Consider the following 21397-nt stretch of genomic DNA (forward strand, 5'->3'; position numbering starts at 1 on the left):
TGTTTTAATCTTTTAATAAGCTAATGCCTATTTTATCAATTTTTACTCCGTTTGAAGCCAATACTTCAAACTCCATTTTATTCCAAATTAATTTTTCGCCAGTTTTTGGTATGTACGATAATTCTTTCATAACCAAACCGCTTATAGTTGTTACATCGTAATCGGGCATTAATTCATCTAACTCAAAATACGACAGTAAATCGTGCAACGGATAAAATCCATCTACAATCCATTCGCCTTCGGCAACTTCTTCTAACTTAAATTCTTCTTCGTAAAATTCAGATGCATCGCCCACCAACGATTCTAAAATATCGTTTAAGGTAATTACTCCTTGAATTACTCCGTATTCATCTGAAACCAGCGCATAATGATTTTTAGACGATTTAAAAAGTTCTAACGCTTTGTAAGCCGATGTATGTTCAATGAAAAATGTAGGTTCTTTTATGATCGATTTTAAATCGATATTGTCTTTTTCAAACAAAATAAACAGATCTTTTAAAGAAACTACACCAATAACTTCGTCTAAACTACCCTCACAAACTGGGTAGAACGAATGTAAATCTTCAATTACTTTTGCTTTTAATTCCTGCAAATTGTCTTCGCAATCTAAATACATAACCGATTTTCGGTGCGTCATTAAAGCGTTTACCTTTAAATCGCCAATATTGAAAACGCGTTCTACAATGTCTTGTTCAATTTCCTGAACCTCGCCAATTTCGGTACTTTCTTTAATGATCGATCTAATTTCTTCTTCGGTAACTTTTCCGTCGGCAGTTGGTTTAATGTTGAAGATATTCAATAGTAAATCAGACGATTTTGTAAGCAACCACACAAACGGTGCGGCAATTTTTGAAACAAATGTCATTGGAATAGCTACCATTTTGGCAATGGCTTCGGGATAATTCAAACCTAAACGTTTTGGAACCAGCTCACCTAAAATCAATGTGAAAAAAGTAAGCAAAACCAACACCACACCAACGCTTAAAGATGATGCATAAGGCTGTAGCGATGGAATTTGTGCAATTGTAGTCTGTAAATCAGTGGTTATTTTATCGCCCGAATAAATACCTGTTAAAATACCGATTAAGGTAATACCGATTTGTACGGTTGACAGGAAGTTGTTGGGCTCTTCAACCAGCTTTAAGGCGGCTTTTGCACTGCTGCTGCCTTTTTTTGCTGCCATTTCTAAACGGTTTTTTCGAGATGAAACCAATGCCATTTCTGACATTGAAAAGATGCCGTTTAAAATGATTAAAATAAAGATGATTAAAATTTCCACTATTGTTGTTCTATTAAATGCAAATAATCTTATCCTAAATTACGAAAAAGGATAAGATTATTTAAAATTATTTTTTTTAAGATTAAAAGCGATCAATCACCGCGCTTAATCTTTCGGTAATTTCCTGTATGGATCCGATACCGTTTACTGCATGGTATTTATTTTTGTTGGTGTAATACTCAATTAACGGAGCCGTTTTTTCATTGTATTCTTCGTAACGTGTACGGATTTTTGTTTCGTCTTGATCATCTGCTCTGCCCGAAGTTTTACCGCGCTCTAAAATACGAGCAACCAAAACATCGTCATCAGCTTCTAAACCAACGGTTGCTGTTACTTCTAAATTAATCGATTGTAAAAAAGTATCCAACGCTTCGGCTTGTGCAATTGTTCTTGGAAATCCATCAAACAAAAAACCAGCTTTATCCATGTTGTTGGTTACTTCGTTCTTTAACATATCAATCGTAATTGCATCGGGAACCAGTTCGCCTTTATTAATAAATTCTTGCGCTTTCTTGCCCAACTCTGTTTCGTTCTTAATATTAAAACGGAAAACATCGCCCGTAGAAATGTGCGTTAAATTGTATTTTTCTTTTAAAAACTCTGCCTGCGTGCCTTTGCCTGCACCCGGCTTTCCGAATAAAACTATTGCAATCATTTTTGTATGTTATTTTATTTGATAAACTTCGCTTAAATTTCTGCCTTGTTTGTTGTAATCTAATCCGTAACCAACAATAAACTTATTTTCGATACTAAAACCTGTGTATTTAATATCAATGTTTTGTTTGTAAGCTTCTGGTTTAAAAAACAAGGTTGTTGTGTTTATGCTTTTTACCTTAAATCTATTCACTAAATTGTACAGCGCTGCAATGGTGTTGCCGGTATCAACAATATCTTCTACAATAACAACATGCTTGTTGGTTAGATCAATATCCAATCCTAAAAGTTCTGTTACGTTGCCCGTAGTTTCTGTACCGTTGTACGATGCCATTTTTATAAATGAAATTTCTGCCGCACTGGTGTAATGTTTCATTAAATCGGCAGCAAAAATGAACGCGCCGTTTAAAACTACTAAAAAAACAGGAACTTCGTTTTTGTAATCATTCAATAAATCTTTTGCCACACGCTGTACTTCTGCATCAATTTCTAATGCCGAAAGGTAGGGTACAAAGGTTTTATCTAAGATTTGAATTTCCATATTATTTTTAACCGTGCAAATATACGAATACGTGTACTTTAATTAAAGTTTATTCGCAGTTTTGCCAAATATATTTTTATTTTTAACTTAAATTTCCTTTTTAATAATTTTATATGGATGTAATTACCTATTTCTCAACGCATCACCACAACTTAAGTACACCAAGCCGAACTTTGGCTATGAATCATATTTTAGATCAGGGCATTTTGGCTGATGCTTTTATTGAAGTAATTTATTTTGTTGATGATAAACAGAAAATTGTGCTGTATCATGCGTTGGATATGTTGGTGGAACGCCATATTGATTATTTGAACGATTTTTTGGATCTGTATCTGGAAAAAGCGTTGAAAGAAACTCATGAATCTACCAAACGCTGTGTTTCCCGAACGATATTTCATCAGTTAAAAAACAATAAAAACCTTTACAATAAAGAACAAAAACAGCAGATTATTCATACAATGTTCGATTGGATTATTCTACCATCGGCAGTGGCAACAAGAGTTAACGCTATTAATATTCTGTATTTTTTGGTCGATCAAGAAGAGTGGATTAAAGAGCAGTTAATCGCGCTAATCGAGCAAAATTTGCTATTGCAGGAACCATCGTTTTTAAGTCGAGGAAGAAAAATATTAAAACTTTTGCATAAGCAAAAATCATAATTTTACATTTTTATAATGTGGTTTGAAACAGTATCTTTGCCACTTAAAACAACAACATAATGAACTATTTTTCATCAGATTTTAAATTGGGAATTTTAGGTGGCGGACAATTAGGTAAAATGATGCTGACCGAAACCCGAAAGTTCGATATTCAAACGTATGTAGTGGATCCAAGTGCCGAAGCACCTTGTCAGTTTGGTGCTACCAAATTTTTTCAAGGTTCGTTGAACGATTACGACACCGTGATTAATTTGGGAAATCAGGTTGATGTTTTAACCATTGAAATTGAAAACGTAAACCTGGAAGCTTTGGAAACCTTGGAAAACGAAGGTAAAAAAGTGTATCCGTCGCCAAAAACGTTGCGATTAATATCAAACAAAGGAAATCAAAAAGATTTTTATACTTTAAATAATATTCCTACTGCACCTTACAAACGTTACAAAACCTTACCAGCATTAAAAATGGATGTTGAAAACGGTTTGGTGGAACTTCCATTTGTGTGGAAAGCAACCGAAGGTGGTTACGACGGAAACGGAGTTAAAGTGGTTCGCCAGGTAATTGATTTGGAAAATTTACCAGAAACAGAATGTATTGCCGAAACCATGATTCCGTTTAAAAACGAATTAGCGGTAATTGTAGCTCGTTCGGCATCGGGCGAAATTAAAACCTATCCTGTGGTAGAAATGGAATTTCATCCGGAAGCCAATCAGGTAGAATATGTAATTTGTCCGGCACGTATTAGCGAAACTGTTGCTAATAACGCTCGCGAAATTGCTTTGAAAGTTTCCGAAAGTTTTAACCATGTTGGTTTGTTGGCTGTTGAAATGTTTCAAACCGAAGATGATGAAATTTTAGTAAACGAAGTAGCTCCGCGTCCGCACAATTCTGGTCATTATTCAATCGAAGCGAGTTATACTTCACAATTTGAGCAACACATTCGCGCCATTTTAGATTTACCTTTAGGAAACACCGACAGTAAAGTTGCCGGAATTATGGTGAATTTAGTTGGTGAAGAAGGTTTTTCGGGTGAGGTTGTTTATGAAAACATAGAAAAAATCATGGCGATTGATGGTGTCACTCCACATATTTACGGAAAACGCGAAACACGTCCGTTCAGAAAAATGGGACATGTTACCATTGTAAACGAAAACATGACCGAAGCACGTAAAGTTGCCCAACAAGTCAAAGAAACCATTAGAGTGATTAGTAAATAGTTTTAAAACTGAAAATGAGATAATTAAAAGCTAACGACTAAAAACCGAAAGCTAAAAAACTATATAAAATGAAAGTAGCAGTAGTAATGGGCAGCATTTCGGATATGCCGGTAATGCAAGATGCCATAGATATATTAAAAGAATTTGGCGTAGAAACACATGTTGATATTGTATCAGCACACAGAACTCCAGAAAAATTAGTCGATTTTTCTAACAACGCACACAAAAACGGCATCAATGTAATTATTGCAGGTGCAGGTGGTGCCGCGCATTTACCGGGAATGGTTGCAAGTATGAGTCCGCTGCCGGTGATTGGTGTTCCAGTAAAATCGAGCAATTCTATTGACGGTTGGGATTCTGTTTTATCAATTCTGCAAATGCCGGGTGGTGTTCCAGTGGCAACCGTAGCTTTAAACGGAGCAAAAAATGCAGGTTTATTGGCAGTTCAAATTTTAGCAAGTCAAAATACAGAGTTGCTACAAAAAATGATCGACTACAAATTAGGTTTAAAAGAAGCTGTTTTAAAAGCAGCCGAAGGTTTAAAATAACAAAAAGAGCAACTGATCGGTTGCTCTTTTTGCTGCTGCAAGGTTTTTAAAACCTTGTAGCTATGTTTTTTAGACAACTCAACACATACAAGGTCAGAAAGACCTTGCAGGATTTCTTTCAAAAACCATTGATTCATTCATTTTTTTACCAAGTTGATAACTATCATAATAAAATTTTTGTGCTTGTGTAAGATAAAAAGCATCTGTTATTTGAGCATCAATTTCATTAATTAAAGTAAATAGTTTCTTTTTCAACTCTGGTTTTTCGGTTTCATCAATATCAAATGTATTTTCTAATCTATCAGTAACAATTTGTTGTAATGTTTGCTTAAACAAATCTTTTTGCTTTGAAATATCGTATTTTACTGAAAAATCATCTCGATCCCGCGTTAAAGCATATAAATAAACAGCATACTCTGCTTCGCCAAAAGTACGTCGGTATGAATGCATGTATCCCGGACCGCCACCATCAAGCAAACTAAATATTCTGTTTAATCGGGTGTAAATGATCATTATTTTATTACGTTGATGACCAAAATCATCATCAATCTTATACATTTCGTTGGTGTTCCTTAAGAAGTATGCATAATATAAATAATAATCATCCTGTCCTACTTCACTTCCAAACTCAACAGAACTTGGTATTGAACTATAAGTAACATACGGATCAGTTGGATATTCTTTAAAAAATTCAGGGTGTTTACTAACTACGTCATTAAAATTATCTTTTAAAACATATACGATATCTTCTTCAAAAGATGCCAGTAAAACCGAATCTTTAGTTGTATAATACTTTTCCGGATCAAATGTACCATTTTGCGCAAAGCTTATGCAGCAAAAACAAACGACAAAAACAACTAATATATAATTTTTCATAAACACTTTAGTTCATATTCCTAATGTAAAAATTAAACAAATACATTTTATTAATTGTTCAATTTTTTTTACCTAAAACAATAATTCGTTATCTTGTATAAAATGTATTTCTCATGAAAAAATGGTTTTTATGTATTAATTTCATCATTCTGTTAACGGCATGTGCTGCTACACACAATATACCAAAATCCGAAAATCCTAACGTAAAAGAACAGCCAAATATTATTTACAGTTTTGTTGATCAGAATGGAAATTTCTATCCCAACAAATGGCGAGTTATTTACGGAAACCCACCGCAAAATGCTAAAAGAAATGAATACTCTTTAATGAAGATTGCTACCAAAAAAGGTATTGAAAATCAACTTACACAAACCGAGACTTCTTTTTTAAAGACTATTTCAGAGAGTGTTAAAAACAAAAAGCGCGTCATTATTTTTGTACACGGCTTCAACTCAAACGCCAGAAGAAGCACGCAAAACTATGAATCAGCCCGAAAAATTATGAATATTAATAATGGAACCGATGAAATTATTCAGTTTTATTGGGATGGCTTATCGTCGGAATCTATATTTGGGGGCGCAAAAATATGGTTTAACGCCACCAACTTTAGTCAAATGGCAGGCGAATTTGGCTTACGCAGAATTTTAAATACTATTACAAACAAAGACATTTACATTATATCGCATAGCAGAGGTGCGTCTGTAGTTTTAAGCGCTCTTAGTAGCCCTAAATTTTCTGAAAGTACTAAAACTGAAACATTAGAAAACCATAATATAGATGTAGACAATTCAAAAAGTCTTAAAGAAAACAACAACAGTATTACATGTATTATGCTAGCACCTGCAGTTGGCAGTGCCGATTTTAAATTAAAAGCGTCTATTAATGAAGAACCTGAATTTTGTACTTTTTCGCCACAAATAAAAAAAATTCATATAACGATTAACAATACCGATAATTTACTGAAAAAATACATTGGCGTTTTGTCAAAAACTTTAAAACCAACCGATTTAGGTTATAAAGAAGATACTTTCAACGAGTTATGCAACCATTTTACCATATTCGAAAAAACCAGTTTTACAGGTCAAAAGTCACACGATTTTGATCATTATCTTAAAAACCCAAAGTTTAAAGATATTTTACAACTATATGGTTTGCTTAAATAAGCTAGTTTTTAACTTTTTTCTAAAACAGTTACATTTTAAAATCTGTACTTTTATGGTTCAATTTAAAACGAATTATGGAAAATATATTATTGTCGGCTTTTGATACGGCTCCGTTTTCACAGATAAAAACCACCGATTACGAACCGGCATTCAATGAAGCAATTAAGCAGGCAAAAGCAGAAATTCAACAGATTATTACCAATACCGATGCTCCTACTTTTGAAAATACGATTGAAGCCATGTCGTTTTCGGGTATGCAGTTAGATCGAATTTCGAACATCTTTTTTAATTTGAATTCGGCAGAAACCAACGAAGAATTACAGAAAATCGCTCAAATTGTAGCTCCAAAATTATCAGCTTTTGGAAACGATATTTCGCTAAATCCTGAATTGTTCAAACGCGTAAAACAGGTGTTCGATACCTTTGACAAATCAACTTTAACTACCGAACAAATTACGTTGTTAGACAAAACTTATAAAGGATTTGTGCGTAACGGTGCGTTGTTAAACGATGATCAAAAAACAGAATTACGTGAGATTGATGCGCAATTATCGGTGCTTTCGTTACAATTCAACGAGAATGTTTTGGCAGAAACCAATGCGTATCAACTGCACATTACCAACGAAGAAGATTTAGCTGGATTGCCCGATGGTGTAATTGAAGCTGCTAAAAATCTTGCAGAACAACAAGAAAAAAGCGGTTGGATTTTCACTTTAGATTACCCAAGTTATCTGCCGTTTGTAACCTATGCTAAAAACCGAGAATTGCGTAAAGAAATCGCTATTGCAAATGGTAAAAAAGGCTTTCAAAAGAACGATTACAACAACGAAGAAATTGTTCTTAAAATTGTAAAATTACGCAACCAACGTGCACAGTTATTGGGTTATAAAAATCATGCTGCGTTTGTTTTGGAAGAACGTATGGCGCAAAATCCTGAAAAAGTACTATCTTTTTTGAATGATTTATTGGTAAAAGCAAAACCAGCTGCCAAAAAAGAATTCGAAGAGTTGACGGCTTATGCTAAAAAATTGGATGGAATTGATCGATTAGAAAAATGGGACGGAAGTTATTACAGCGAAAAATTGAAACAAGAACGTTTTAATTTAGACGATGAAGCTTTGAAACCTTATTTTAAACTGGAAAATGTTTTGAACGGATCTTTTACCGTTGCCGAGAAATTGTTTGGTTTGCATTTTACCGAAGTTTTTACGGTTGATAAATACCACGCCGATGTGCAGACGTTTGATGTAACCAACGATAACGGAGAAAAAATAGCATTGTTATATACCGACTTTTTCCCACGAAAAGGCAAACGTAACGGCGCGTGGATGACTTCTTTTAAATCGCAATGGATTAAAAACGATGTAAATGAGCGTCCGCACATTTCCATTGTTTGCAACTTTACTCCTCCTACTCAATCAAAACCATCGTTGTTAACTTTTAACGAAGTTACTACGTTGTTTCACGAATTCGGTCATGCCTTACACGGAATGTTAGCAAACACAACGTATCCGTCGTTATCCGGAACATCAGTTTATTGGGATTTTGTGGAATTACCGAGTCAGATTATGGAAAACTGGGTGTATCAGCCAGAAACATTGGCGTTGTTTGCAAAACATTACGAAACCGGTGAAACCATTCCACAACAATACATTAATAAAATTAAAGAAAGTGCCAACTTTTTAGAAGGAATGGCAACTTTGCGCCAGTTGAGTTTTGGATTGTTAGATATGGCTTGGCATTCTAAAAATCCAGAAAATATAGGCAGCTTAAAAGAATTCGAAAACCAAGAATTTGAAACTACCAAATTATATCCCGATGTTGCCGAAAACGTTATGAGCACTGCTTTTTCGCACATTTTTGCAGGCGGATATGCCGCAGGATATTATTCGTACAAATGGGCTGAAGTATTAGATGCCGATGCTTTTGATTATTTTGAACAAAACGGAATCTTCAACAAAGAAATCGCTACCAAGTTTAAAGATTTTGTTTTATCGCAAGGGGGAACTGATCATCCAATGACGCTTTATAAAAAATTCCGCGGACAAGAACCTTCTCCAAACGCACTACTAAAACGTGCCGGTTTGATATAAAAAACAGCAACCTTATCGGTTGCCGTTTTTTTGTATATTGCTATTTGATTTAAAACTTATTATAAATGAAAAAATTACTTTTAATAATTTTTCTCGTTAACTTTCAAAATCTATTAGCTCATGAAGATCAGTTCATTGGCATAGAAAAAAGTAATATCCACATAACTTTAAAACTAGATTCTTACGATACTAATAGAATTAATCAGGTTACAAATTATGCTGAGTTCTTAAATAATTTCATTAAAAGTAATTTCTCTTCAGAAAAAGTTTATTTAAGATACGACTATGATTACATTATGAAAGCAGACCATTACATCATAGGTTCATACACTGATTTTAAAAATATATTACCTTGTAATTTTCGAATTTTCTTTAATGAAAAAGTGCGTCCTACAAACACATTGTATGATATGAATTTTATAAACAATAATAAGGGGCCTGCATTAATAATAAATAATTATCAGCTTAATATTGATGAAGTTTTAAAAGCAATTACTTATTTGGTTCATACTCAACCACAAAAATTATGTTTATTTTCTGAAAACAGAAAAGATAAATTAATTTGTGTAAAAGGTATGTCTTCAGAAATTAACCATATTAATAATTATATGAATTACCATAATTCATATAATTTAATAAATGATGTTACTTTACATGAAAATAATCACTTTAAAATTGTACTATCAAAAGGAAAACATCAAATAAACTCTAAAGAAATTGAACCTTATGTTTTAATAAGAGAAATTGGTAAAAAACAACATTTAATATTTATTAATAGACAACAATTTTACTTTTTAAATGGCACAAATGATTTTGACAATACACTTTATTCTTTGAAGAAACCTTACAATTATTTTGGAAACTTTCATGTGCAAATTAAAAATGATTTATTAGAAATCAATTCAACGGAAAATAAGTGGATTTTCATATCATCTTTAGATGATCCACTTACTGCTACAGATCATTTTAAAATACAAGGTAGTAAGTTAGAATTTAAAGATTAAAAAAAACAGCAACCTTATCGGTTGCTGTTTTTAGTTTATGTTGCTTCATTAATATCAGCAGGTTCATCATCTTTTAAAACCTTTTTGGCTACTTTACCAACGGTTAATCCTTGTACAACAATAGAGAACAGAACTACGATATAGGTAACTTCTAACAAAACATCTTTTATATCGCCAACCGAATTAGGTATGCTCATAACCAACGCAATGGAAACTCCGCCACGAATTCCGCCCCAAACCATGGTTGTTAATGATCCTTTTGAGTAGGTGTTTTTACGCAAAATGGTACGTGCAGGTATAAAAATCGCCAACGTTCTTGCCAATAAACAAATGAATATCGCAATAACTCCTAATAACAATTGTTCCTGTAAATCGGGTAACATCAATAATTCAAATCCAATGAAAAGGAATAAAATTGCGTTTAAAATTTCATCGATCAATTCCCAGAACTTACTCAAATAATCGCGCGTGGTTTCACTCATTGCAGCTGTTTTTCCAAAATTTCCGATAATCAATCCGGCAATAACCATGGCAAGAGGCGATGAAAAATGCAATTCCTTCGCTATTAAAAATCCACCCATTACAATTGATAACGTTATAAGAACCGATACTTTATAATCATCGATCTTTTTCATAAAGTTGCTTGCGGTAAATCCTAAAAGTGCCCCAAGTAAAACTCCGCCACCGGCTTCTAACAAAAACAGTTTTGAAACAGATCCTACCGAAGCATCAAAATCAACATCAGTCGCCATTTTCAACACAACGGCAAACATTACAACGGCAACACCATCGTTAAAAAGCGATTCGCCCGTAATTTTTGTTTCGATCATTTTTGGAACTTTCGCTTCCTTCAAAATTCCTAAAACAACGATAGGATCTGTCGGCGAAATAAGTGTTCCAAACAACAAACAATATATAAACGGAATTTCCATGCCCAACATCGGGGCTATCATATAAAACAAGCCGGCAATGATCAAGGCAGACAGCACCACACTTACCGACGCATAAGTTAATATGGGCCATTTGTGTTCGCGCAGATCAGAAACGTTGATGTGCAAGGCACCGGCAAAGAGTAAGAAGTTTAGCATGGCGCCCATTAGAATTTCGGTAAAATCGAATTCCTGGATCAGCATAAAAAACTCTTTTGTAGTTTCGGGAAAATATTGATCACCCAACAAACGTATGGCAACCGATACCAACATGGCAATAATCATGATACCGATGGTCCCGGGTAATTTTAAAAAGCGGACATTTAAATAAGCAAAAAACGAGGCAAGTACAATTAAAACTGAAAACGTGTAATATAATTCCATAAAATAAGCGGTTTTTACAAATTTATAATTTTAAGAGTTTTTTTTAGCCGTTTACAAGAACTTAAATAACCTTTTTAACAAATTTAACTTATTTTTTGTATAAGGCGGATACTTTAATTTATTGTCGTACCACATTTTACGATAAACTACGGCTTTGCTTTGCGAAAAAGCTTCGAAGCTGAATTTTCCATGATAATTCCCGAAACCACTGGCACCGATTCCACCAAAAGGCAGTTTGTTGTTAATAATGTGCGATAAGCAATCGTTAACACAGGCGCCACCGTATTTACACTGATTTAAAAGCGTTTCGATTTCGGCAGAATCATCTCCAAAAACATAAAAAGCCAAAGGTTTGTCGTTTTCATGATTGTACGCAACAATTTCGTTTATGCTGTTGTAATTGACAATTGGCAACACAGGTCCAAAAATTTCGTGCTGCATTACCTCATCGTTTAAATCGTCTATCTTTATAAGCGTTGGCGCAATGTATCGTTTCTTAGAATTGGTTTGTCCGCCAATCAACACATCACCCTTCAACACATATTGTTTAATGCGGTGGTAATGTTGTTCGTTGATAATCCGAGCAAAATAAGGCGATGCTTCGGGTTCGTCTCCGTAAAAAGTTTCCAGCACTTTCTTTATTTCGGCAATAAACTGTTTTTCTACTTTAGGATGAATAAAAATAAAATCGGGCGCAATACAGGTTTGTCCGGCATTAACAAACTTACCAAAAGCAATGCGCTTTGCAGCCAAAGGAATATTTGTGCTTGGTGTAACTATACAAGGCGATTTTCCTCCCAACTCTAAAACAACAGGAGTTAGATTTTTAGCCGCTGCCTGATGCACGATTTTTCCTACCGAAGTACTTCCCGTAAAAAAGATCTTATCGAATTTATGATTTAAAAGCTCGGTTGTTTCTTCCACACCGCCTTCAATCACCCGAATATATTCGTAACTAAAATATTTACCGATTAAATTACCAAGCAAAGCTGAAGTATTTGGCGCTAATTCAGACGGTTTTAAAACAGCACAATTACCTGCCGCCAAAGCTGCAATTAAAGGTTGCAATGCCAACAACAACGGATAGTTCCAAGGCGAAATAATCAACACCACACCGAAAGGCTGATACGCCAAAGTTTCTTTCGAAGGAAAATTTAATATGCTTGGAAAAACTCTTTTTGGCTGCATCCAGCTTTTTAACTGATTTTTAAAATACGTCAGTTCTTTTTGCAGGATGGTAATTTCGGTAGCCAGCGTTTCAAAGGCAGGTTTGTTAAAATCGGCCTGTAAAGCAGCAATCATTTCGTTTTTATGATTGTTCAAAAGCTTTTGAAACTGCTGCAAACAATCCATTCTATGCTTAAAACTTAATGTTTTGCCCGAATAAAAATAAGTATGTAGGTTTTGTAGATTTTCCAAATCAATTCTTTTTACTGAAATTATAAAAATCAAAATTGTTTCATCTAAAATTTATGTGAAACTATTATTAATAAATTATTTTATTCTGAAAAAGCTGTTTTCGAAAATAATTATATCTAAAATGTTTTTTATTTTTGATAAAACTAAACTCTAAAAAAATAAAACTATGGCAAAAATTCACGCGTACTTAAACTTTAACGGAAACTGCGAACAAGCGTTTAATTTCTATGAAAAAGTATTTAAATCGCCAAATGTAGGTATGCACCGTTTTGGCGATATGCCGGCAGATCCTAACTTTCCGATGAGCGACGAAGACAAGCAGAAAATTATGCACACTGCTGTTATGATTAACGAAAGCACAATGGTTATGGGATCGGACTGTTTGGAAAACTTCGGACATAAATTAACGTTAGGTAACAGCACTTATGTAATGTTAGATACCGATACGGCTGAAGAAGCTAAAGAGCTTTATACTGCTTTATCTGAAAACGCCATGAAAATTGAAATGGAATTAGGCGAGCAATTTTGGGCAGAATTATATGCATCGTTTCAAGATCAATTCGGCATTTGGTGGATGGTTCATTTTGAAGGAAACAAAAGAATGGGATAACTAATCCTAATTTTAAACTCAACAGAAATTATCAGGAAACTTGTCAGTAATCGGCAAGTTTTCTAAAATGTTTAATAATTGAAGATCTAATTACAATTACAAAATATGCCCCATACTTGTCATTCCGGACTTGATCCGGAATCTCATTGTACTATTAAAAAAATAATGAGACGCTGAAACAAGTTCAGCTTGACAAATTTGTAAATTACAATTGTAGCAGATCATCATCTCATAAAACTTAAACTATGAAATTTTTAAAATACACACTTTTTACCCTTTTAGGGTTGATCGTTTTAGCACTTATTGTTGCTGCCGTTCTTCCTAAAACATTTCATGCAGAAGGTTCGGCAGTTATCAACAAAACCAATGCAGAAGTTTTCAATTATGTAAAACACATTAAAAATCAGGAGAATTTTGGCGTTTGGTTTGAACAAGATCCGAACATCATAAAAACTTCGGAAGGAACTGATGGAACTGTTGGTTTTAAATACAGCTGGAAAAGCGAAGAAGTTGGTAGCGGATCGCAGGTAATCACAAACATTACAGAAAACAAACGTGTTGATATTGATTTGTTTTTAATGGACAGCACCGAACCTGCAAAATCGTTTTTTACAACGGAAGCAGTTAGCGCGAACGAAACCAAAGTCCGTTGGGTGGTTGATGGCGAAATGCCTTATCCATTTAACTTAATGGGTCTTGTTTACGATATGAACAAAGACTTTGAACAAGGAACCGCAAATTTAAAAGCCGTTTTAGAAAAGCAGTAAGCTAAAATATCTGTTTTAACAGCAGAATATCTTAAAAATTAGCCAGGTACTCATTTATCTTATTATTTTTGTGCATTATTATATTTGTATGAAACTGAAAGTAAATAAATACCTGGCTTTTATAGCACTAGCCTCTTTATCTTTAATATCGTGTGCGGTACAGCAGCAGCAAAAATCGACAAGAGTTACGGTTGTAAAAAAATCTGAAACCGAACCGGTTACCAAAAATCCGCAACCTGTTGAACAAGTAGCCACAGCTACTGATTTAAAGATTAATTTACCCGAAGTTAAACGCGAATTCCGTGCGGCGTGGATTGCCACCGTTGCCAATATTAACTGGCCAAGCAGAAAAAATCTATCTACCGAAGAACAAAAAAACGAAGCCATTAAACTGCTTGACTTATTGCAAGATGCCAATTTTAATGCGGTAATTTTTCAAGTACGTCCGGCTGCAGATGCTCTATACAAAAGTAATTACGAACCTTGGTCGTACTATTTAACCGGGGAAACAGGCAAAAGTCCATCACCTTATTACGATCCGTTAGAATTTTGGATCGAAGAAGCCCATAAACGCGGAATGGAACTACATGTTTGGCTTAATCCTTATCGTGCACATCATTTAAGCGGTGGTTCGGTAAGCAGTGAATCAATGGTTAAAAAATCGCCAAGTAATATCGTGAAACTTAAAAACGGTATGTATTGGTTTGATCCGGCAAGCGTAAAAACACAAGATCACGTTTCAAATGTCGTAAAAGATATTGTATCGCGCTACGACATTGATGCGGTTCATTTCGATGATTATTTTTATCCTTATGCATCATACAACGGTGGTGCAGATTTTCCTGATTCTGCTTCATGGAATACTTATAAAAATGCTGATGGAACACTTTCAAAAGCTGATTGGCGCAGAGATCACGTTAATAAATTCATTGAACGTATCAACAAAGAAATCAAACAAGAAAAACCTTATGTGAAATTTGGTATCAGTCCGTTTGGAATCTGGAAATCGGGTTATCCTTCGGGCGTTGTAGGATCTTCTCAATACGATGAGCTATATGCCGATGCCAAATTATGGTTGAACAAAGGCTGGGTTGATTATTTTTCGCCTCAACTATACTGGCCGATTAATTCGCAACGTCAGAATTTTCAAGATTTATTGGAATGGTGGCAAGATGAAAACACTATGAACAGACATTTATGGCCTGGTTTGAATACGGTTGAAGTTAAAGCAACCAACAGATCCACCGAAATTGTAAACCAGATAAAAATTACCGCCGACGTTTTAAGCAAAAACAGCGTAGGTGCGGTGCATTACAGTATTGCAGGATTAACCGACAACAGCGAAATGATTCCGGCATTAAAAAATGGTCCGTATAAAGAAAAAGCGTTAATTCCATTGAGTCCGTGGATGAAAATCAATAAAATTGCAACGCCGTCCTTAACCGTAAGCAACGACAATTCTTATATAAACGTAAATTGGTCAAACAGTAAATCGAATGATGCTTTTCAGTGGGTTTTGTACACGCGTTACGATAACGAATGGCAGGTTGAAATCCTTCCGAAAAATCAGCTGAACAAAAGCGTTGCTCGTTCTAAAAATGGAAAGAATTGTAATACCGTAGCTTTAAAGGCAATTGACCGTTTAGGTAACGAAAGCGATCACGTAGCCAAAAAAATATAAGCACATGAAAACTTATATTGTTCTATTACGCGGTGTGAATGTTTCGGGCAAAAACATCGTTAAAATGGCGGTTCTTAAAGCTGTTTTAATTGACAACGTTTTTAAAAATGTAACAACGTATATACAAAGCGGTAATATTATTTTAAGTTCGGATTTAGAAAAAGATTTAGTTTCAACGAAAGTTCAACAACTTATTCACGATCATTTTCAGTTACAGATTGCTGTTTTTTGTCTAGATCTTCAGGAAATGGAAACGGCTTTAAAGCACAATCCGTTTACAGAGAACATCGAACCAAATAAATTGTTTTTTACTTTTTTGAATGAAGAACCTGTTGCCGATTTACTTGCTGATTTAGAAAAAATCGATTTTGCAACCGATCAGTTTAAGGTAATTGATAAAGTACTATATTTTTATCTGCCAAACGGAATGAGTAATTCTAAACTGAACAATAATTTCTTCGAGAAAAAACTAAAGGTAACAGCAACTGGCAGAAATTTAAACACCATTCACAAACTGATTGATCTGGCAAAAAACAGCAACAATTAGTCGTGATTTGTGTATATCATACTCAAAATGTACTGATTCATTCAAACATTATTCATTAAAACCCTTTATTTGAGCGAATTGAGTCTTTGGCATTTTTTTTGAATGATGTATTATACAATTACAAATTTATATGTTATGAAAAAAAGTATCTTCACATTTTTTGTTTTAGGATTAACCGTGATTTCTTGTAATAAGAAAGAAACTGAAACAACTACCGAAACAACAATAAGTACAGACAGCACGGAGATTATTGCAAACGATACACTTACAAATGTACACGATGGTCATACTACACAAAACTCGTTAGATTGGAACGGAACATACGAAGCAACGTTGCCTTGTGCCGACTGTGCGGGAATTAAAACGACGATTACGTTAGATAAAAGCGGAACTTTTAAATACGCTGCCGAATATTTAGACAAGAAATTAAAGGTAAACGATGCAGGTGATATTATGTGGCATGATAACGGATCGGTTGCTCATTTAAAAGGAAAAGATATTGATATTAAAGTTAAAGTTGTTGAAAACGGCTTGGTTGGTTTGGATACCGAAGGTAAAGAAATTGATGGTCCGTTAAAAGAGCATTACAACTACAAAAAATTAAATTAATATTAAAAAAACCGGAAGTTCAGCTTCCGGTTTTTTGTTTTTAATCATCATCATCCAACTCAAAAAGACTGTCTAAAGGCATATTGAAAATCTTGGAAATTTTTAAAGCCAGAACCGCAGACGGTATGTATTTTTTTGTTTCGATAGAATTAATTGTCTGACGTGAAACTCCGACCTTTTCCGCCAAATCTCCTTGTGTTAAATTGTGTCTGGCACGTTCTATTTTAATGTAATTCTTCATTCTTCTCTTTGTTTAGATAATGAATATATTTGCTGTCCAAAATTGGATAATATTATAAGTAAAATGAAAAACATTAACCCAAATCCATTATAATGAGTATAATCAAAATCTAACCAATTGATCAGACTAAAAATAGAGCTCACTAATAATGTTGTTATACCTGTAATTACTCCTAAAAGAACAGCCGTTAACCTCATCTGCAAGTACATTTCATCTCCATCATCTTTTGTCCATTGTGTCATAAAAAGTAAGAACATTCCAACCAATGATATACTTGCAGTAATTTTTGAAAGTTTACTAAAGTCTAATAATTCATCAAAATCTGATGATTTAAGAAATATTAAGATTAAAACAGGCAGAAATATAATTGTTAAACTGATCCACATTCTCTTTTTCGGAATTAATCTACTTTTATTATTCATAATCAATCGTTTTAAGTTAGTTCTTTTTTCAATTGAAACCTTTTTAGATGAAATATAAGATTTTGCCAAATTAATACAAACATAATGATTTGAATAGCCGATTGCGACTGTATTTCATCTTTAAAAATCACTACATCAATTAGCGGGCTTATTATTAAATAGATTATCGCTATAAATAAACTTTGAACAGTTATTTGCAAACGAATCATGTACAGCATTTCGTCATCATCTTTGTATCTGGAATAAATCATAAAAAACAACCCTAAACACATGATTGCTTGAAATTGTATTTTTATAAAATCTGCTGTGTAAATAGTTGATTCAAAATTTAAAACCTTTAATAGTATTGCTGTTATAAAAGGTATTACTAATAGAAATACACCCAGTATCTTAAATTTAGATGGAAATAAAAAGTTTGTGTTCATAATTATATAGTTAAGTTTATTTGCTACAAATATAAACAAACTTTTCAATTTGTAAAGAAAACTTTACTTAATGAAATAAAAAAAATCGATATGCTATAAAAACATACCGATTTAAAAAAATATAGTTAGTTTAATTGTATTTATGCTGTTGCAGGTAAATCGCGGGTTAACCAACCACTGCGACCTGCGGTTATTATTGCGTAAGGTGTAATCCAAAATAAGGTAAACAAATAGAATACGCTGTAAGTGTATGCCAAAAATGCTTCGGCTATATTGTATTTTTTTGCGTAGAAAAACATTTGAATGCTCGAGAACACAAAGATTCCTGCTAAACTTGAACATACAAACAATACTGGATGTGTAACTACAAAAAACAATAATAACGCCAATAAAGGATACGCCATAATTACTTTAATCCACTGCATGGTTAGTAAAATACGTGATCCTGCGGTTGATTCTTCTCTGAATTTTGTAAAGGCAAACTTACTCATCATAATGTTTTCACGAACATTGCTTCGTTCCCAACGAACAAACATTTTGTACAGACTTTTGTATTTTTCGGGAATGTTGGTATATACATACGCATTTTTCTGAAAAAGAACATGCAAGCCTTGTTTTAAAATCATGTTGGTTATTGCTCGGTCTTCGCCAATATCACTTGGTTGTCCCATAAAAGTTTGGTTCATCCAATCTTCTAAACAATTCATTACTGCGTCTTTTCTATAAGCTGCCAATGCACCGGGTGTACATAAAACCGAACCAATAGCACTTTGCGCCGATCGAACAAATTCAAAACTAAAAACAAAACTTACGTTTAACATTTTTGGAATCAAACCTTTTGCTTTGTTCAAAACTCTAACGTTTCCTGCTACCGCACCACATTTTTCATTCACTGCAAACGGACTTACCAAGTTTCGCAAAGTATCTTCTTTTACAATAGAATCACTATCTACCGTTACAAAAACATCGCCCGTTCCTTCTTTAAAACCACGATAAAGCGCATGACGTTTACCCATATTTTTTGGTTGCTGATAAATTGTCAATCGGTCGCCCAATTTTGCTTTTGCTTTCAACATCCATTGCCAAGTATCATCCTTACTTCCATCATCAATCGATAAAATCTGTAATTTTTCTGGCGGGAAATCACTATCAGCCAAACTCAATAAGGTTTCATAAACCAGTTTTCCTTCATTATAAGCAGGCACAATTACCGTACAGGTTGGCAATTTATCGTTACTTACAGCTTTTACAGGTTTGTATTTTATGTACAGCACAATTAAATACGTTAAAAAACTTAACTGCAAAACCAATAAGGTTAAGGCAATGTAGTTTATCGATGCACCCCACCACGTACTCATACGTTCAAAGTGCAGTTTTTCCATATCGGGCTGAAAGTTTATAAACGTAGCTATAGACAGCACCATTAAAATTAGGGTGGCACCTACTACTAAATAATCTTTGTTTTTTAGGGAGTTTAGTGAAAGCTGATCTAAAAATTTAGTTCGATCTGCTTTTTGTTTGGATGCATCATCTCTAACAATTTTAAGATGATTAGTCTCCAATGAAGATTGCGTGTCTAAAAACGGTTTGCTTTTTAAACACTGGTTGGTGGTTGTGGGCATATACTTTATTTTAAGAAATAAAGCGTTTGAATTTTTATTGGTTAGATTAAAATGATCAAACACTTTTTTGTTTTGTCTTGTATAAAGTTTTCAAGTACTGTGCCACTGGCTTTTTTAACAAGAAAGCGTTAAATTTTAAGATAAATTGAGGTTTTATTGTAGAAGCCAATCCCCAAATTGGGTACACCACTACCCTACATCCCGTTTGTTAATGTGTTGATTTTAAATATCAGTTTATATATTTTATAGGATCAAAAAACAAGGTTTAATAAAAAATCCGTTACCAAACGATAACGGATTTTGAATTTACTTTTTATAGTTTACAAAGAATTCATGCAGTGCACGGATTCCCGTTCCGGTTCCGCCGTTTCCTTTATAATTTTCGGTAGCAGTAGTAAATGCAGGTCCGGCAATATCAATATGCACAAACGGAGCTTTCGCAAAATGCTCTAAAAACTTACCGGCCGTAATGGTTCCTGCAGTGCTTCCGCCAATGTTTTTCAAATCAGCACAAGTAGATTTCAGCTGCTCTTTATAATCATCCCATAAAGGCAATTGCACCATACGTTCGTACACTTTTTCACCGGCATTTAAAATATCGTTGGTAACATTGCTTGATGCGTTACTCATTAAACACGCAGCACGTGTACCAACCGCAACCAAAGCAGCACCTGTAAGCGTTGCCGAATTTATAATCAACTCGGGAGTGTATTTTGTAGCATAACTAATGGCATCTGCCAAAATCATACGTCCTTCGGCATCGGTATTCAACACTTCAACCGTAGTTCCATCCATCATGGTAACAATATCGCCCGGAGCATACGCATCGCCACCCGGACGGTTATCTGTCGCGGGAATCAATCCTATAATATGAACATTTAGTTTGTTTAATGCTGCTGCGTAAACCGTTCCTGCCATCATTGCTGCACCACCCATATCAGATTTCATTAAATCCATTGAGTTTGGCGTTGGTTTTAGCGACAATCCGCCGGTATCGTAAACAACACCTTTTCCAACCAAAACAATTGGTTTGTCGTTGATAGGATTTGAAGGTTTGTATTCCATCACCGTAAAGGTTGGCGGTTGAATAGAACCTTTATTTACCGCAAGCAATCCGCCCATTTTTAAGGCTTCGATTTCTGATTTACGGAAAACTTCTACATGAAAGTGTGCTTCATCGCCAATTTCCTGAATTTCTTTTGCCAATTGATTTGCCGTTAAGAACGAATTTGGTTCGTTAACCATATCACGAGCCCAGAAAACTGCTTTTATTACATTGTTGATGCGGTTGATTTCTTCGGCTGAAATATCGCCTAACATAAAAATATTCTCTAAAGTATATTCGCGATCGTCGGCATCTTTAAAATATTTTAAAAACTGATAGTTCGATAGCGCCAAACCTTCAGCCAACGCCAAAGTAGTTTCGCCTGATCCGATGATGGTAATATCGGTTGCTTTTTTATCTAATTTTTGTCGGATATTAAAACCTGCAACACGCATTTTTTCCAAATCGTTATTTTCTTTTACGAAAAAGTAGAACTGGTTGCCTATTTTAAAAAAATCTTCTTTTGTTTCTGCGGTTTGAAAGGTTTTAAAAGCCTCACTAACATAATCAGGTGTTTGATTATTTAAAGAAGTTTGCTCGTTAACAACATAAACAAAAGCAGTTCCTTTAATTTCTTGAGTTAATTGTAACATTGTTAGTTTTAT

General features: G+C 34.2%; 21 protein-coding genes. 11 read left to right on the forward strand and 10 right to left on the reverse strand.

Annotated elements, in window-relative coordinates; translation table 11 throughout:
* Positions 1-4 precede the first annotated feature (4 nt).
* From F0460_RS12260 to F0460_RS16315, 3 genes are all read right to left on the reverse strand, one after another.
* Entirely contained in the window at positions 5-1279 is a 1275-nt protein-coding gene (locus F0460_RS12260) for a hemolysin family protein (protein WP_150013626.1), read from the reverse strand.
* 82 nt (positions 1280-1361) lie between these two features.
* The gene (locus F0460_RS16310; RefSeq protein ID WP_223810812.1) at positions 1362-1934 is read right to left on the reverse strand and encodes an adenylate kinase; all 573 of its coding nucleotides are present in this window, start codon (positions 1932-1934) and stop codon (positions 1362-1364) included.
* Between the two features lie 9 nt (positions 1935-1943).
* On the reverse strand, positions 1944-2474 hold the full coding sequence (locus tag F0460_RS16315) for a phosphoribosyltransferase (protein ID WP_223810813.1): 531 nt from the start codon (positions 2472-2474) through the stop codon (positions 1944-1946).
* 113 nt (positions 2475-2587) lie between these two features.
* Between F0460_RS16315 and F0460_RS12270 the strand changes: the two genes are divergently transcribed.
* From F0460_RS12270 to purE, 3 genes are all read left to right on the forward strand, one after another.
* On the forward strand, positions 2588-3133 hold the full coding sequence (locus F0460_RS12270) for a hypothetical protein (protein ID WP_150013628.1): 546 nt from the start codon (positions 2588-2590) through the stop codon (positions 3131-3133).
* A gap of 59 nt (positions 3134-3192) precedes the next feature.
* Complete coding sequence (locus F0460_RS12275) at positions 3193-4347, forward strand: 5-(carboxyamino)imidazole ribonucleotide synthase (protein ID WP_150013629.1); 1155 nt, start codon at positions 3193-3195, stop codon at positions 4345-4347.
* Between the two features lie 68 nt (positions 4348-4415).
* The gene (gene purE / locus F0460_RS12280; protein ID WP_150013631.1) at positions 4416-4895 is read left to right on the forward strand and encodes a 5-(carboxyamino)imidazole ribonucleotide mutase; all 480 of its coding nucleotides are present in this window, start codon (positions 4416-4418) and stop codon (positions 4893-4895) included.
* A gap of 93 nt (positions 4896-4988) precedes the next feature.
* Here purE and F0460_RS12285 read toward each other — a convergent pair whose 3' ends face one another.
* The gene (locus F0460_RS12285) at positions 4989-5771 is read right to left on the reverse strand and encodes a hypothetical protein (RefSeq protein ID WP_150013633.1); all 783 of its coding nucleotides are present in this window, start codon (positions 5769-5771) and stop codon (positions 4989-4991) included.
* 113 nt (positions 5772-5884) lie between these two features.
* Here F0460_RS12285 and F0460_RS12290 point away from each other — a divergent pair, with 113 nt between their 5' ends.
* From F0460_RS12290 to F0460_RS12300, 3 genes are all read left to right on the forward strand, one after another.
* Complete coding sequence (locus tag F0460_RS12290) at positions 5885-6934, forward strand: alpha/beta hydrolase (RefSeq protein ID WP_150013635.1); 1050 nt, start codon at positions 5885-5887, stop codon at positions 6932-6934.
* A gap of 74 nt (positions 6935-7008) precedes the next feature.
* Positions 7009-9027 carry a M3 family metallopeptidase gene (locus tag F0460_RS12295; RefSeq protein ID WP_150013636.1) on the forward strand — a complete coding sequence of 673 codons (2019 nt, stop codon included), beginning with the start codon at positions 7009-7011 and terminating at the stop codon, positions 9025-9027.
* Between the two features lie 65 nt (positions 9028-9092).
* Positions 9093-10031, forward strand: a complete 939-nt coding sequence (locus F0460_RS12300; RefSeq protein WP_150013638.1) for a hypothetical protein — start codon at positions 9093-9095, stop codon at positions 10029-10031.
* 35 nt (positions 10032-10066) lie between these two features.
* Here F0460_RS12300 and F0460_RS12305 read toward each other — a convergent pair whose 3' ends face one another.
* Together F0460_RS12305 and F0460_RS12310 are read right to left on the reverse strand one after the other, a co-directional pair.
* Entirely contained in the window at positions 10067-11344 is a 1278-nt protein-coding gene (locus F0460_RS12305) for a cation:proton antiporter (protein ID WP_150013640.1), read from the reverse strand.
* Between the two features lie 51 nt (positions 11345-11395).
* Positions 11396-12763, reverse strand: coding sequence for an aldehyde dehydrogenase family protein (locus tag F0460_RS12310; protein WP_150013642.1), 1368 nt, complete (start codon positions 12761-12763; stop codon positions 11396-11398).
* Between the two features lie 166 nt (positions 12764-12929).
* Here F0460_RS12310 and F0460_RS12315 point away from each other — a divergent pair, with 166 nt between their 5' ends.
* The 5 genes from F0460_RS12315 to F0460_RS12335 all read left to right on the forward strand — a co-directional run bounded on the left by F0460_RS12315 (position 12930) and on the right by F0460_RS12335 (position 16977).
* Positions 12930-13373, forward strand: coding sequence for a VOC family protein (locus tag F0460_RS12315; protein ID WP_150013644.1), 444 nt, complete (start codon positions 12930-12932; stop codon positions 13371-13373).
* Between the two features lie 245 nt (positions 13374-13618).
* Positions 13619-14140, forward strand: coding sequence for an SRPBCC family protein (locus F0460_RS12320; protein ID WP_150013646.1), 522 nt, complete (start codon positions 13619-13621; stop codon positions 14138-14140).
* A gap of 88 nt (positions 14141-14228) precedes the next feature.
* A complete protein-coding gene (locus F0460_RS12325; RefSeq protein WP_150013648.1) occupies positions 14229-15821 on the forward strand; it encodes a glycoside hydrolase family 10 protein in 1593 nt (530 codons plus the stop codon).
* Between the two features lie 4 nt (positions 15822-15825).
* Positions 15826-16368 carry a DUF1697 domain-containing protein gene (locus tag F0460_RS12330; RefSeq protein WP_150013650.1) on the forward strand — a complete coding sequence of 181 codons (543 nt, stop codon included), beginning with the start codon at positions 15826-15828 and terminating at the stop codon, positions 16366-16368.
* 135 nt (positions 16369-16503) lie between these two features.
* A complete protein-coding gene (locus F0460_RS12335; RefSeq protein ID WP_150013652.1) occupies positions 16504-16977 on the forward strand; it encodes a copper resistance protein NlpE in 474 nt (157 codons plus the stop codon).
* 40 nt (positions 16978-17017) lie between these two features.
* Here F0460_RS12335 and F0460_RS12340 read toward each other — a convergent pair whose 3' ends face one another.
* From F0460_RS12340 to F0460_RS12355, 4 genes are all read right to left on the reverse strand, one after another.
* Positions 17018-17218 carry a helix-turn-helix transcriptional regulator gene (locus F0460_RS12340; RefSeq protein WP_150013654.1) on the reverse strand — a complete coding sequence of 67 codons (201 nt, stop codon included), beginning with the start codon at positions 17216-17218 and terminating at the stop codon, positions 17018-17020.
* Positions 17215-17640 carry a hypothetical protein gene (locus tag F0460_RS12345; RefSeq protein WP_150013656.1) on the reverse strand — a complete coding sequence of 142 codons (426 nt, stop codon included), beginning with the start codon at positions 17638-17640 and terminating at the stop codon, positions 17215-17217. Before F0460_RS12345 ends, F0460_RS12340 begins: the two co-directional genes overlap by 4 nt.
* Positions 17641-18205: 565 nt before the next feature.
* On the reverse strand, positions 18206-19687 hold the full coding sequence (locus tag F0460_RS12350; protein WP_150013658.1) for a glycosyltransferase: 1482 nt from the start codon (positions 19685-19687) through the stop codon (positions 18206-18208).
* Between the two features lie 306 nt (positions 19688-19993).
* Entirely contained in the window at positions 19994-21385 is a 1392-nt protein-coding gene (locus F0460_RS12355; RefSeq protein WP_150013660.1) for a leucyl aminopeptidase family protein, read from the reverse strand.
* Between the last annotated feature and the right edge of the window lie 12 nt (positions 21386-21397).

Origin of the sequence: Paenimyroides baculatum, from assembly GCF_008629655.1 — a bacterium.
Taxonomy (GTDB): Bacteria; Bacteroidota; Bacteroidia; order Flavobacteriales; family Flavobacteriaceae; genus Flavobacterium; species Flavobacterium baculatum.

Excerpts from the sequence above, each read along its gene's own strand:
- F0460_RS16310 (WP_223810812.1), bottom strand. The coding sequence starts at position 1,934 with ATGATTGCAATAGTTTTATTCGGAAAGCCGGGTGCAGGCAAAGGCACG.
- F0460_RS16315 (WP_223810813.1), bottom strand. The coding sequence starts at position 2,474 with ATGGAAATTCAAATCTTAGATAAAACCTTTGTACCCTACCTTTCGGCA.
- F0460_RS12270 (WP_150013628.1), top strand. The coding sequence starts at position 2,588 with ATGGATGTAATTACCTATTTCTCAACGCATCACCACAACTTAAGTACA.
- F0460_RS12275 (WP_150013629.1), top strand. The coding sequence starts at position 3,193 with ATGAACTATTTTTCATCAGATTTTAAATTGGGAATTTTAGGTGGCGGA.
- purE (WP_150013631.1), top strand. The coding sequence starts at position 4,416 with ATGAAAGTAGCAGTAGTAATGGGCAGCATTTCGGATATGCCGGTAATG.
- F0460_RS12285 (WP_150013633.1), bottom strand. The coding sequence starts at position 5,771 with ATGAAAAATTATATATTAGTTGTTTTTGTCGTTTGTTTTTGCTGCATA.
- F0460_RS12290 (WP_150013635.1), top strand. The coding sequence starts at position 5,885 with ATGAAAAAATGGTTTTTATGTATTAATTTCATCATTCTGTTAACGGCA.
- F0460_RS12295 (WP_150013636.1), top strand. The coding sequence starts at position 7,009 with ATGGAAAATATATTATTGTCGGCTTTTGATACGGCTCCGTTTTCACAG.
- F0460_RS12300 (WP_150013638.1), top strand. The coding sequence starts at position 9,093 with ATGAAAAAATTACTTTTAATAATTTTTCTCGTTAACTTTCAAAATCTA.
- F0460_RS12305 (WP_150013640.1), bottom strand. The coding sequence starts at position 11,344 with ATGGAATTATATTACACGTTTTCAGTTTTAATTGTACTTGCCTCGTTT.
- F0460_RS12315 (WP_150013644.1), top strand. The coding sequence starts at position 12,930 with ATGGCAAAAATTCACGCGTACTTAAACTTTAACGGAAACTGCGAACAA.
- F0460_RS12320 (WP_150013646.1), top strand. The coding sequence starts at position 13,619 with ATGAAATTTTTAAAATACACACTTTTTACCCTTTTAGGGTTGATCGTT.
- F0460_RS12325 (WP_150013648.1), top strand. The coding sequence starts at position 14,229 with ATGAAACTGAAAGTAAATAAATACCTGGCTTTTATAGCACTAGCCTCT.
- F0460_RS12330 (WP_150013650.1), top strand. The coding sequence starts at position 15,826 with ATGAAAACTTATATTGTTCTATTACGCGGTGTGAATGTTTCGGGCAAA.
- F0460_RS12335 (WP_150013652.1), top strand. The coding sequence starts at position 16,504 with ATGAAAAAAAGTATCTTCACATTTTTTGTTTTAGGATTAACCGTGATT.
- F0460_RS12340 (WP_150013654.1), bottom strand. The coding sequence starts at position 17,218 with ATGAAGAATTACATTAAAATAGAACGTGCCAGACACAATTTAACACAA.
- F0460_RS12345 (WP_150013656.1), bottom strand. The coding sequence starts at position 17,640 with ATGAATAATAAAAGTAGATTAATTCCGAAAAAGAGAATGTGGATCAGT.
- F0460_RS12350 (WP_150013658.1), bottom strand. The coding sequence starts at position 19,687 with ATGCCCACAACCACCAACCAGTGTTTAAAAAGCAAACCGTTTTTAGAC.
- F0460_RS12355 (WP_150013660.1), bottom strand. The coding sequence starts at position 21,385 with ATGTTACAATTAACTCAAGAAATTAAAGGAACTGCTTTTGTTTATGTT.